Source organism: Acinetobacter sp. Li1LvA2 (assembly GCF_056156705.1).
The window spans coordinates 215,472-227,932 of the sequence record NZ_JBSICF010000001.1 but is presented as its reverse complement, the minus strand read 5'-3'; the positions used below and the strand labels follow the sequence as shown (position 1 = coordinate 227,932).

11 protein-coding genes are annotated in these 12,461 nt (G+C 39.2%); 2 read left to right on the top strand and 9 right to left on the bottom strand.

Going from position 1 to position 12,461, the window contains the following annotated elements; all coding sequences use genetic code 11:
• Positions 1-406: 406 nt before the first annotated feature.
• The 5 genes from ACS604_RS01050 to ACS604_RS01030 form a co-directional block, all read right to left on the bottom strand.
• The gene (locus ACS604_RS01050; RefSeq protein ID WP_474769534.1) at positions 407-1,801 is read right to left on the bottom strand and encodes a methylenetetrahydrofolate reductase C-terminal domain-containing protein; all 1,395 of its coding nucleotides are present in this window, start codon (positions 1,799-1,801) and stop codon (positions 407-409) included.
• A 77-nt stretch (positions 1,802-1,878) separates the two neighbouring features.
• Positions 1,879-2,640 carry an ADPR responsive transcriptional repressor NtrR gene (ntrR, locus tag ACS604_RS01045; RefSeq protein WP_474769533.1) on the bottom strand — a complete coding sequence of 254 codons (762 nt, stop codon included), beginning with the start codon at positions 2,638-2,640 and terminating at the stop codon, positions 1,879-1,881.
• A gap of 60 nt (positions 2,641-2,700) precedes the next feature.
• Positions 2,701-4,194 carry a nicotinate phosphoribosyltransferase gene (locus tag ACS604_RS01040; protein WP_151962874.1) on the bottom strand — a complete coding sequence of 498 codons (1,494 nt, stop codon included), beginning with the start codon at positions 4,192-4,194 and terminating at the stop codon, positions 2,701-2,703.
• An 11-nt stretch (positions 4,195-4,205) separates the two neighbouring features.
• A complete protein-coding gene (locus tag ACS604_RS01035; protein ID WP_474769532.1) occupies positions 4,206-5,090 on the bottom strand; it encodes a phosphoribosyltransferase family protein in 885 nt (294 codons plus the stop codon).
• A gap of 181 nt (positions 5,091-5,271) precedes the next feature.
• Positions 5,272-6,075, bottom strand: a complete 804-nt coding sequence (locus tag ACS604_RS01030) for a sulfite exporter TauE/SafE family protein (RefSeq protein WP_474770331.1) — start codon at positions 6,073-6,075, stop codon at positions 5,272-5,274.
• A 98-nt stretch (positions 6,076-6,173) separates the two neighbouring features.
• On the opposite strand from ACS604_RS01030, the gene ACS604_RS01025 reads away from it, so the two are divergent.
• Positions 6,174-6,962: an AraC family transcriptional regulator gene (locus tag ACS604_RS01025; protein WP_474769531.1), complete on the top strand. Its 789-nt coding sequence runs from the start codon at positions 6,174-6,176 to the stop codon at positions 6,960-6,962.
• Here ACS604_RS01025 and ACS604_RS01020 read toward each other — a convergent pair.
• From ACS604_RS01020 to ACS604_RS01005, 4 genes are read right to left on the bottom strand one after another with little or no spacing between them, the layout of a single operon-like run.
• Positions 6,957-7,445 carry a GNAT family N-acetyltransferase gene (locus tag ACS604_RS01020; RefSeq protein ID WP_474769530.1) on the bottom strand — a complete coding sequence of 163 codons (489 nt, stop codon included), beginning with the start codon at positions 7,443-7,445 and terminating at the stop codon, positions 6,957-6,959. The two genes, ACS604_RS01025 and ACS604_RS01020, sit on opposite strands and share 6 nt — an antisense overlap.
• 2 nt (positions 7,446-7,447) lie before the next feature.
• Positions 7,448-8,212 carry an ABC transporter ATP-binding protein gene (locus tag ACS604_RS01015; RefSeq protein ID WP_474769529.1) on the bottom strand — a complete coding sequence of 255 codons (765 nt, stop codon included), beginning with the start codon at positions 8,210-8,212 and terminating at the stop codon, positions 7,448-7,450.
• On the bottom strand, positions 8,209-9,219 hold the full coding sequence (locus tag ACS604_RS01010; RefSeq protein WP_474769528.1) for a FecCD family ABC transporter permease: 1,011 nt from the start codon (positions 9,217-9,219) through the stop codon (positions 8,209-8,211). Before ACS604_RS01010 ends, ACS604_RS01015 begins: the two co-directional genes overlap by 4 nt.
• A gap of 2 nt (positions 9,220-9,221) precedes the next feature.
• On the bottom strand, positions 9,222-10,241 hold the full coding sequence (locus ACS604_RS01005; protein ID WP_474769527.1) for an ABC transporter substrate-binding protein: 1,020 nt from the start codon (positions 10,239-10,241) through the stop codon (positions 9,222-9,224).
• A 649-nt stretch (positions 10,242-10,890) separates the two neighbouring features.
• Here ACS604_RS01005 and ACS604_RS01000 point away from each other — a divergent pair.
• A complete protein-coding gene (locus ACS604_RS01000; RefSeq protein WP_474769526.1) occupies positions 10,891-12,438 on the top strand; it encodes a tyrosinase family protein in 1,548 nt (515 codons plus the stop codon).
• Positions 12,439-12,461: the final 23 nt, after the last annotated feature.

Here is a 12,461-nt window from a genome sequence, read left to right as displayed (position 1 = left end):
GTTTAATATTTATTACATACGTTACAACCAGTCTGCAAAGTGGGAATGCATGAGTTCATCACAAAGATTCTTTGCAGCATTGTAAAACCCACTCATTGAGTGGGCTTTTTTATTACTAACCATTTTGCCTGAGGTGATCTTGAAACTCTTGGTCGTGTATTTTGTTGTAATTAACAGGGTCGTAAACGCATCCAGTTAAAATAACAATTACAGTAAGTGCAGCAACCAACTTTTTCATTGAGACAGCCTTTCTTTTAACGCAAAAGATTTGCTTTAAGTATACTCCTAGGTGATCACTTTGATTGGACATAATTAAGGCAAACGATTGTTATTTTTAAATTATTGCCGTGCTTTAGCATATGAATTAATTTTTTAACAAAATAAAATCAAGGAAGTTATACAAATCTTAAGCCTCAGTCGCTAAATACCAATTTTTCCAAGAACTGGTTCCCCTAGTTTCAATAGGTACAGTTGGAATGAGTTTTTCTTTTAATATTTCAGTTTGTTCAACAGCTTTGGCAAGTCTTGCTTTAACTGAATGAATACACTCACGGTCACCAAATTCACAGCGGTCTAAAGTTGTACCGCCACAAGGCCCGTTGGCTAAACCTTTTGGACACGTTTCAGGGCAAATATATAAAGTATCGCTTAGGCGACACTGACCACAGCTTTCACAACCCACTAGGCTATGTTTACTCAGTACTTCTGTTTTAAGTAAGAGTTTTGCGACCAAAGCATTTTCCCAAAAAGATGCCTTGAAAATAAAACGTCCGACGCCTTTAGCAATTTTTGATCCAAACATTGCTTCATGCATAACATGTAGCTGGCGATATTTAATGATTTGTTTAGAGGTCGGCTGACGTGAAAAATGCGTAATTTCAGGTGCAAACTCTTTGCCTGTGGTGACTTGCCACAGTGAATTCCAAAGCTCTTCTAAAGCTTCAAGCTTCAGATGACGATATTGCTCGACGTAGCTTTCAAGCAGCATTTGTTCTTCTGGCTTATGACAAGCAGATAAGTGAATTCCTGCAAACCCTAAATGTTTACATATCAAAATCTGTAAAGCGCAGCGTAAATAAACTCGGTCTGTATGTCCCGCCTGTTTTTCGTCTGCCAAGACTTTTAACATGTGCGGAGTAATGACAATACCTGCCACTTTATGTTTCACCATAAAATTGGCACGTGCCAAAGTCAGTGGCATGACGCAAGCGAGTATTTGCTGCGAATAATCATGCTTGGTTAAAAATGATTTAGCTTGCTTTAAGGCTTCAATGTCATAGCCCAATTGGGTAATGATAAAGTCAGCACCTGCTTTAATCTTCTTATGCAGTTTTAAATATTGTGCATCACGCTCGGCTTCAACATATTTAAATGGGTTAAAAGCCACCCCGATACGAAACCCGCCATGTTGCTTGGCAGCCATTACGGCGTTTACTGACTCTAGATATCGACTACGCGGCTGTCCATCTCGACCATTATGATGTTCTTTGAGTTTATCGCCTGTAAGCAATAACAAGTTTTGAATATTGGCTGCTTGAGCTTGTGCTAAAAATTGCTCGAAGTCTTGTATATCTCGGGCCTTACCTGAAAAGTGTAAGACTTTCCCTATTGAGTCGGGGTAACTTTTACTGGCTTCAAGCGGTGCAATATCATGATCGGAATGTACGCGATCTGCCAATGTCATTGCAGCCGGATATCCCGCAAACTCATGTTTCACAGGATAAATCTCATGCAGTGAAGTGAGATATTCCACCAACACAAAAAACTGGTTTTGCTGGAAGCAGGGAGAAACGTGTGACATAGGCAAAGTGCTGATCAAAACATGACATCAATCATAAGCGCGGCATTATAAATCAAAAGTACATCAAGATGCGCTAGTCAGAGCTCATTGTTTTGCTTATCTTCACCCTCTTTATTTCTGGGTAATTCGAGTGAACGAGGAAATATAAAATCGAAAGAATCGAGTGCATAGCGGTAAAGCTGAGCTGGTCGTTTACCCACGGTTTTACTGTGGTTGGTTTCTTCAACTGCGCCCGCTTCTATCATACGGCGTCTAAACGCTTTTTTATCTAAAGATTGCCCAAGAATAATTTCATAAATGGTTTGTAGTTCAGTCAGCGTAAATAATTCAGGCATTAGACTAGCTGGCAATGCAGTATAGCGAGTTTTATTGGTTAAACGCTCTAAGGCCAAAGTCAGCAATTCATTGTGATCAAAAGCTAATGCTAAATCTTGAGCTTTTGCTACAGGCACCCATTCGCTGTATTCAGCCAACTCTTGATGTTGATAAGCATTAAAATCAATTAAGGCAAAATATAAAATCGTCACAGCCCAGCCACGTGGGTCACGTTTAGCATTGCCGACAGAGGCAACTTGTTCCAAGTAAGGTGAAGCAATCCCTGTTTTTTCGACCAGCTTACGATAAGCCGTGGCCATCAGGTCTTGATCATGCTTTAAATCGGCAAAACCACCCGGTAAAGCCCATTGATCTTTGGCTGGAAAGTTGGGGCGCTTAATGAGTAATACCTGCAACTGACCATTAAAAACCGAGAAAATAGCCATATCGACCGTGAGTAAAGGTGCGTCATAATCTCGGCGATCATAACTGGCAAGGAATTCTTGTTCAGTTTGAATAGTCACGTTCAGCCTCTCAATAAAAATGATGAGCCGATACACACGCAACGGCTCATCTAAACTCAGTTATGCGATGGATAAACGCTCACGAATTTGATCCAAAGTACACTCATATTGAAGTTTACCATTTTCAAAGACGGTTTTTAGTGCTCCGCCTTGTTCTTGTTCGGCTGTTTGCTCATCAAACAAGGTAAAACCATTTTCACTTTCTTCGATGCGTAAAAGACCTTTCGCAGATTTTTTTACGCCTGAGTCAGTAATCGGGTCTTTAAACAGCTCTCGGCCTACTCCATTTACCTGTCCCCAAGTTGCTTTCACAGCAAACCCAAAGGTATCGCGAGTTAAGTAGTTATAGGTAAAGCTGCCGATCCCAAACACCAAGTTATTTGAAGCAAAGCCTTTGGCTTCCAGCCCTTCCAAAATACGCTGTGCGCGATCTAGGGTAATTGAGTCACCGTAAATTAAACCAACACGTTCATTAAGCACTTTATAGCCTTGCTCAGTTGTAGTACCACCAAACACTCCCCATAAACATTCAACTGCGCCTTTATAAGCTGGGCTGCCGACTTCGGCGTCTGGGTCACCACAAATAATTTTAACAGGGTCACCAGAGTCTGGACGGAAAACCAATTTAGCCAAGCCTAAAGCATTAGGTTCTCTTGCCAGAATTTCAGGCTTTAACGCCACGGTAAACTCGGTAATCACTCGCCAAAAGTCCCAAGTATCAGACACGACACTGACAACACCAGACGGATAAAGCTCGCAGATTAAACGCTTAAATGTGTCTAACTCACTGTTTTCTGTCCCCATACACATCACACTGTGTTCAGTTGCAGGTACAGATACTCCAATCACACCTGTTGCATTGTAATATTCTTCGGCGTAGTCGATTGAAGCAACCGAGTCTGTTCCAATAAAACTGGTTAAGTGGCCTACTCCTGATTGTGCCGCATCATAAATTCCACTCATGCCACGGCTACTAAAATCGTGTCCTTGCACAGGTACAAAATCTAGTGGTGCGCCAGTTTTTAAAGCATATTGCGTTAATAAACGTTTGTATTCGTAGGCAATAGTTGCAGTAGTACAGCTTTTCCAAAGCTCAGCACTTAATACAGTTTCAATATAGTTAGTTAACCAAAAGAAACGCGGATCGGTATTAATTACGGTGAGCACAGGTACACGCATATTGACGCGGCTGCCTTCTGGCAAGGCTTTAATACGTAATGGTAAATAGCCCAAGTCGTGTAATGCTTCAATGTGATCAACAGGTACTGCGCCTTCACCTAATGAACTATCCATACGGCGTTTATAAGCAGCCACTACTTTTTCTTTAGGTTGTTTGAAAAAACCTTCATTCCATGTATCGATTAAAAAGTGTTTGATAAAACCCTGAAGCCCAAAGAACACAACTTTATCATCGAAGTCCGGTAGCATTTTAGCGAGTCGAGATGAACGCGGCGTAAAGTTTGCATACACGTACTCTGTGCCTGCTGGATACTGACGTCTGTGATCGGCTTTATAAAAATCGATAGCGTTTAATGGATTAAGTTTAATAGTCATCTTTTTTCTCTTTATTTTGCTGCAAAAGCAATTACTGAAATTTTGTCTGATGGTGGTTGTGGAAAGCTGTCCGAGGTAAATAGCTGGTCAAGCAGTCCATCAAAAACCTCTATTCCTTTACTAAAAATACCGTGGGTCACATATAGAACGACCTTATGACAATTAAGGCGACGGAGTTCTTTGGCAATACCAATAAAGGTTGCACCACCGTCACAAATGTCATCGATAATGACCGCTGTTAGGCCTGATAAATCAGTTGCATGTACATGCGTACCTAAAATTTTGCCAGTCACTGGGTCACGTTTTTTATCACACTGAACAATAGTGATGGGTTGTTTGCGCTCAACATTAAAAGCGTCTGCAACCATTTGTGTGCGTGCTTTTGCGCCTTTGTCTGGGCAAATCAGTACGGTTTTTTCATCTTTTAACAATGTGCTCAGCGCTTCACTCTTCGCGATGATGTCTACTGAACTCACATTTACAACTTCATTAAAAGAAGTATTGGCAGCGAGTAAGGCTGTAGTGACTTCACTATGACAGTCCCAAACAGTGATCTTGCCCTGTTTGCCCGCTTTTTTGTCTGCATTGATGTTGAGTAATTTGGTCATCACATCGAGTGAGAATGCTTGGCCCACTGCACAAATACGGTCCTGACGTGCATATGGAAAATACGGAATTTCTAGGTCAACGGTTAAGCCCTGATTCAGCAATATATTTTCAAGTAACAAATAGTCCATCACATCGTGACTTGAGGTCATTTGCGCGCGGACCAATACCTTGCCAGATAGTGAACCTAACGTTGTCTCATCAATTTGAACATGACGCTCTCCACCAGAAAACTGCGTGAATTTCACTGGAATTTCATTTCTTGCCGCATCTAAAAGCTGGATAGCCATATCATCCTCTTTTTGTCTGATGACCTTCGACGAATATATAGTGGCATAAAGCCACTATATATTTCAAGTCTATTTTTCAAACTTTTTTCAAAGCCACTTGAGACATAAAATTTGCAGTTTTAGAGCATTTAGAGATTCTATTTTTAAGAGAAATTATTATCCAATCGACTGAAATATAAAGTTAATTTACAAAAATCATGATTAGTAGGACTATTATTAAAAGTAGCGGATACAACTTTGCCCGCCATAAATCAGGTAGTTTTGAAATAAATTTTTCTGAAAAATATAGCCCTATCCATGTTCCAGCAACCAAGAATAAAGCAGCTTTAAACCAGATTAGACCGATAAATCCGTTGGGTGTAGATTGCCAAAGTGACAATACACAATAGGTCAGCGTTGCAGTTAAAGACAAAGGCAGCGTGAGAATGTTTGCAATAGCCGCGGCCTCTACCATAGAACTACCCCGACGTCGTAATAAAGGAACTGTCATTACGCTTCCTCCAACCCCTAAAAGCGCTGCAACCCAGCCAATAATTCCCCCTTTAATGAGTTCACTATTTTGACTATAGTTTTGCTGCTGCCTTGATGTCACCATAAAACCTGCTCGGTAATAACAATCAATAATCGTTATGAACACATAGCCCATAAATATCCAGCGAAGCCAATTTCCATTAAACAATGAGGCCATTACCGCACCGACTATTCCGCCAAATGCGATACCACCCCATAAAAAGCGGATCTTTTGCCAATCTATATGTCCAGACCGATGGTGCCGAAAGGTTGCAAAACTTGCCGAGCACAGCATGACAAAGGCGGATGTGGCAACTGCAATTTGCATAGCATGTATGCCGACACTACTTTCACTGCTCCACTTTTGAATAATGACGCTATAAAGCAAAGGCACAGCAACAAATCCGCCACCAAAGCCAAATAACCAAGTGGTTATGCCTGAAAGTAGTCCAAATAAAAATAGCTCATATAACATCATCATCTTCCTCACGTTTATAGAGGCATGATATAAAATAGCCCTATGGCAAACTAACGTAGAAAAGCCATTTTTTTATTTATTTCAGCCAAAAATATATGCGTAATATTCCAATTAACGATGTAGACCATCTACCGCAAGCGGTTCTGGCATTAGGATCAGACTATCCTGCTGATACTTTATTAGATACGCATAGCCATCGTCGTGCTCAGTTCTTATATGCACCCGAAGGTCTCATGAAAGTTGAAACTGAAGATGGTCAATGGCTCGTTTTACCGTACAGCGGTGTATGGATACCCGCAGGCAAACCACATCGGGTATGGCTATCTAAAGTCAGTACTTATAGTTTGTATATAGAAGCGAGCCATGCCCCAAGACAGGCAACATATTGCGAGGTTGTGCAAGTATCTCCTCTGCTACATCAACTGCTCATTCAGGCAAATCAGCTATCTATTGATTACCAGCGTGCAGGTCGTGACGGCGCTCTTATCGATTTATTGTTATATGAATTAGAAGCCGCACCAGCCCTACCTCTGTTTATTCCATTACCTCACAACACATTGTTATCTAAACAGTGTGCTGAGTTTATGCAGCATCCTGACATTCATAGCAGTCCTAAAGATTGGGCACAGAACCACAATAAAAGTGAACGGACTTTTCACCGCTGGTTTAAGTCTGAAACTGGCATGTCCTTTCAGGCTTGGCGTAATCGAGTCTGCATCATCTATGCTTTAAATGCGTTAAAAGCAAATATCTCAATTACGGAAATTGCTTTTAGTTTGGGCTATGAACACTCGGCAGCTTTTACCGCAATGTTCAGTAAAATTATGGGTTATCCACCTACCCATTTTCAAAAAAGATTTCATACGCATGATAAAGCGCTATAAAGATTTACTCATGTGAATGGTGTCATAGGTATCGATCCATTCTCGTTTAATAACGTCAAAGCCTTGAAGCCGCCAAAACTCTTCAGCCGCAGGTAAAAATGGATGGGTATGCAAATACAAAGTAGTAATTTCATTCTTCTGTGCATGGTTAAACAACATTTTACATAGCATGGTTGCGATGCCATTGCGGCGGTATTCAGGCAATACAAACAACTTAACCACTTCCACTGTCTTAGATGGCAAATATAAATCAAAACGATGGTCATACGCCCGATATGCAATAGTGCCAATAATACGGCTTTGGTCTTTTACCGTAATAAAGCAACCTAATGGATCATTAACATAATATTGCCCAAAATTTTTTAAATCTTTGGGAACTTGCCCATGATAGATTTCTGGAAATAATAAATGTCTTGTATAAAGTGCAAACTCTACCGCAGATGCATAGTCTGATTTGTCTGCTAGATGATAGTGAAAAGTCATATTTATAGCCAAGAATGATCAGGGATAACAATGGTTTTGTCTTGAATCATGGCTTCATGGAACTCAACATCATAGACACTTTTTAAAAACTTCGGATCGGTTATTCGTGTTTTTGACTCAGGCTTAACGACTTCGTGTTGGCGCATAAAAAACAAATGATCGGCAAATAAAAAGGCCAAATTGGGATCATGCATAATCGCAATCACCGTAAAATTTTGCCGCGACAACTGACGCAATTTTTTCATTAAATAAGACTGATAATAAACATCGAGATGGTTGGTTGGCTCATCAAGCAAAATGACTTTCGGTGCTTGTACTAAAATGCGGGCAATCATAACCAATTGCCTTTCACCACCCGATAGCTCGGTATAAGGGCGGTCACGCAAATGCTCGATGTCTAAATCAAGCAAAGCTTGGTCTACACGTTCCCAGTCTGATTTTGAAGGTCTATATCTGCTAAAAGCGGCACGCCCCGTAATCACTACATCTTTAACCAAAAATGGAAATACGGTTTTATGAAACTGCGGTAAAAAACCGAGTAATGCTGCCCGATCTTTCCCTTTAAAGTCCAATAGTGGTTTTCCAGAGTAACGAATCAACCCATCTTTTACAGGTTCTAGGCCCGCCATCAATTTAAAAAGTGTCGATTTTCCGCAACCATTACGCCCTAAAATCACTGAAAACTGATTTTCAGGAAACTCCAGATGAATATTTTTAAGGACCTGTTTGTGCCCATAGGCATAATTTAACTGATCAATTTGAATCATGCCCAATGAGTCCTCTGTGTTTTCATTAATAATAAGAAAAATGGTGCACCAAGTAACATGGTAAAAATGCCGATCGGTATTTCAAATGTCAGTAAAACCCGAGAAAAATTATCAATCAACAGTAGAAAACTGCCGCCCAAAATCATATTGGCAGGAATACTGTAGCGGTGATCTGGCCCAACCAACATTCTCACAATATGCGGCATAAACAGCCCATATAAACTAATAATGCCAGCCGCTGCCACAGAAGTTGATGTACATACAGTCACCAACGCAATTAATAGCAGCTGTTCCCACCTTGGGTTAACACCAACCGCCTGTGCTTCTTCGGCACCGAGTGCCATTAGGTTTAGGCGCCAACGCATCGCAAATAATCCAGCAAGACCAATACAGATTGGTAGCACGGCGTATTGAACTTTTTGCCAAGAAGCCTGATGTAAGTTGCCCATCGTCCATTGCACAATGGCTTGCAGTTTAAATGGATCACTTAAGTATTGAATAACTGTAAGTCCTGCCAAAAACAGCCCCGAAACAATCATGCCCGATAAAATTACCATCACTAAAGATGTCTGGCTTTCATGTTTTTGATGGGCAAATAAATACGTTAAGGCAACAGCACAAACACCAAAAATAAAGGCGGATAGATTTGGTGAAAACCAACTTAAAGAAAGTGCCAAAGCTGCACCAAACGCCGCACCAGATGAAATACCGAGCACATACGAGTCAACCAAAGGGTTACGAAACAATGCCTGTAAACCATTTCCCGCAGTTGCTAATGCAGCTCCCACCATAAAGGTCAATAAAATTCTGGGTAATCTGACATTGACCAGAATGTTTTGCATCAGCCTAAATTGTTCCGCATCAAAATATGGTGTACCAAACACTGCTTGTACACTCCACCGCAAATAATCCCATGCACTCAAGGTTTGAGTTGGCCCGATGAGCAAAGACATAAAAATCATCACGAATGGTAACGGGTAAAACCAATAATATTTGAGCTTTTGCATATTCATTGCACCAACGCTTTGGCAAGCTGCTCACCATACAACTTAGTTAAAATACGCTGTTGTAAAGCACTTACAGGTAAATCAGACTGTTCAGGATAAATACTATGATTCAAATAAATCGCCGTAATAATGATTTTGATGGTATGGGGGTTATATATAAATGCAGGACTCAAATTAAATACCTTACGGTTTTGTACGGCACTTAAGCCTTGTAATTCTTTTCGTTCATAAATCAGTTTTGGGTTGGTATTCCAAAGCACAATATTATCGGGGTTCCATTCAATTAAAGTCTCGGGATTTACATTGGGCTGGTTAGCATCGGTCTGAACAATGTTGTAAGCACCAGCGAGTTCAATAAAATCATTGGTAATCGACTGACGTCCAGAGGTAGAAAAAATACGCCCTCCTGACCACGCATAATAAATCGATTGCTTATTTGATTGACGTGCCGTTTTTGCTGCAACTTCTGCCACAATTTCATCAGAGAAATTTAAAATTTCCTGAGCACGCTTTTGGGCACCACTCAGAATAGCAATTTCAGATAACTCTTCTTTTACTTGCTGGTAAGTACCTGACTCCATGACATATACAGCAATGCCAAACTGTCGTAGCAATTCAATCGTTTGAGTCTGCCCGCTCCCTACAATCACCAGATCAGGTTTTAACAACACAAGACTTTCAATATTGGTTGCATTTGCCCCTTGTGAAGGCGCCGCAAGCTGTTTATTAGCAATACGCTTATCTATTTTTGAATAAGCATTGAATAATAAAGGCTGGATGTATACTTCGGCTGGTATACCAATCACTTTGTGACCTTGCCCTAGCATATATAAGCCATCTAAACCCGACTCAAATAAAGAAACAATTCTTTGTGCTGGTTCGGCTACACAAACTTTTGTATTTGTACTATCAAAAACACATATCGAATGGGGTGCTAAGTTTTCTTTAGTTTTTCTACTTTGTTCGGATGAAGAGCATCCACATAGAATGAGTAAAGTGAGTATTGAAACCAATGACTTCATTACAGCATCCAACGCACAAATATAGTGCAAAATAAAAAGACGTGTCTATTTGGTGCATTTTTCATATGAAAAAGACACCATAAGAGAGCAAGACGGTTTGAATCATCATTTATAAGTTAGTAAATCAAATGTTGTACTAAAGATAAGAGTAATTAAGCAATAAAAATGCCAAAATTACAAAATAAACTTAATAATCATGCAATTGTAATTTGTATTTTAAAACTCAAAATATAGATAGCCCTATACAAAACCTTTAGAGCATGCATGCTAACCATTCAAATAAAATAATTTTTAATATTTAATTTTAATCAAAAATCTTCATATCTAACATTTTATTTAATAATGAGACTTTAAACCCATAAATTTTAAAAAACAAAACAAATTAAGCAAAAATATAATTATTTTTTATTTTAAAAACCTTTTAATTATTAATAAAAAACTATTATAAATAATATACTAAACATTTAAGTTTTTCTAAAAAATTACAGGATTTAAAATTAAATTTTTTCATTATTAATATTAGATATAAACCTTTAATAAAAACTTCTTTATATGCTAGATTAGATTAAGAATTACCCAAACAAAGGTAAATTCATACATTACAAATAATCAAATATAAAAACATTAAACATGACAAGGATTTAAAATTATGAAGAGAAATTATTATATTTTAGGCACTCTCTTGTTTAGCATGAGTTTAGCAACTCATGCTGACTCGCTACGAATGAGTGCTATGGAGTTCGCAAAAGATCCAGCCAAAGTAAGCGCATTACAAAAGGGTTTGGAAAAAATGCGAGCAAATAATAATGCTCCCCCTTTATCACCTGAGTTTCGTACAAGCTTTAATTACTGGGCCAATACGCATGGCTATTTTGGTACAGGTACACATGCAACAGACAAAGATTATTATGTTAATCAATACCGTATGCCACAGTGTTTACAGATATACAGTAAAGCAGTATGTGACAGTTACTATAAGCATATCCAAAATTCACCAGTCCCAAATGATGGCTTTACCGATGAAGTTTGGGGTACATGCCAACATGGCAATCTAAATTTCTTACCTTGGCACCGTATGATGCTTTATTTCTATGAGCGAACAGTTCGTAAATATGTTGGGCAAGATTATTCCCTTCCTTATTGGGATTATTACCAAGAAAAAGCTGCTAATGGTAAAGGCTTAGCACTCCCTCAATTAGTCCGTGGTAAACAAGCAGGTACCTTATATGATCAGTTCCGTACACCCGGTTTAAATGCAAATATCAGCGCCATAGATCCAGATAATGCCAGCGCTGCTCAAGCATTTAAATGGGATAACTTCACAGACTTCTCTAACCAATTACAGTCTCAACCCCATGGTGTAATGCACTGTGCAGTAGGTAAAAACTGTGTACTACCCGATATGGGATTTGTACCTATTGCAGGCTTAGACCCCGTATTTTATATGCACCATGCCAATATCGACCGCTTGTGGCAATGCTGGTTAAATAAAAAAGCGAATGGGCAACCAATTACCCTTGAATGGGCCAAGAAAAATTTAGGTATGCCAGATAGTTGGTATGACACCCGATATACTTTTGCAGATGAAAACGGCAACAAAGTCACCATGACCATTGCAGATGTATTCACCCCCGGTAAAATTCCAGTGCGATATACCAATGAAAATGCTTGTAAAGTTGAAGCTAATGTCATGAGTAGTAAAGGTGCTGAAAAAGCAAACCTATTTAAAATGAATCATAAACCAGTTAGCAGTAATAAAAGCATTAAGCTTATGGGTGTAACTCAAAAAGTAGCTTTAGCCCCTCAAACTGCAAGTTTCCTAGAAAACTCAAGTCAACTTACTCAAACAAAGCTCTCATCAGGACAAACTTATTTAATATTAGATAATGTCCAAATGATTGGTAATCCAAATCTAACCTATAAGATTTATCTATCTCCAAAAAATAAACCTGACCAAAAAATTTATGTTGCCACAATTAACTACTTCGGTGTGTTAGACCATGACCACGGCGGACACCCAGGTCATATTGGCCAATTGGTCTATCAAGTCAGTGATCAAGTTAAGCAATTAGGCATGGCTGCTGAAGACTTAGAAGTTCAGTTTGTTGCTACTGATTTAACGCTTGATCAAGTGAAAGAAAAAGTAAGCTCTCAAGGCTTGAGTATTTCTCAAGTTCGCTTAGAAACGTCAAAATAATAATTAAGGGAGAGGCCTGATTT

Excerpts from the sequence above, each read along its gene's own strand:
- ACS604_RS01025 (WP_474769531.1), top strand. The coding sequence starts at position 6,174 with ATGCGTAATATTCCAATTAACGATGTAGACCATCTACCGCAAGCGGTT.
- ACS604_RS01015 (WP_474769529.1), bottom strand. The coding sequence starts at position 8,212 with ATGATTCAAATTGATCAGTTAAATTATGCCTATGGGCACAAACAGGTC.
- ACS604_RS01020 (WP_474769530.1), bottom strand. The coding sequence starts at position 7,445 with ATGACTTTTCACTATCATCTAGCAGACAAATCAGACTATGCATCTGCG.
- ACS604_RS01010 (WP_474769528.1), bottom strand. The coding sequence starts at position 9,219 with ATGCAAAAGCTCAAATATTATTGGTTTTACCCGTTACCATTCGTGATG.
- ACS604_RS01000 (WP_474769526.1), top strand. The coding sequence starts at position 10,891 with ATGAAGAGAAATTATTATATTTTAGGCACTCTCTTGTTTAGCATGAGT.
- ACS604_RS01035 (WP_474769532.1), bottom strand. The coding sequence starts at position 5,090 with ATGGCTATCCAGCTTTTAGATGCGGCAAGAAATGAAATTCCAGTGAAA.
- ACS604_RS01050 (WP_474769534.1), bottom strand. The coding sequence starts at position 1,801 with ATGTCACACGTTTCTCCCTGCTTCCAGCAAAACCAGTTTTTTGTGTTG.
- ACS604_RS01040 (WP_151962874.1), bottom strand. The coding sequence starts at position 4,194 with ATGACTATTAAACTTAATCCATTAAACGCTATCGATTTTTATAAAGCC.
- ACS604_RS01005 (WP_474769527.1), bottom strand. The coding sequence starts at position 10,241 with ATGAAGTCATTGGTTTCAATACTCACTTTACTCATTCTATGTGGATGC.
- ACS604_RS01030 (WP_474770331.1), bottom strand. The coding sequence starts at position 6,075 with ATGTTATATGAGCTATTTTTATTTGGACTACTTTCAGGCATAACCACT.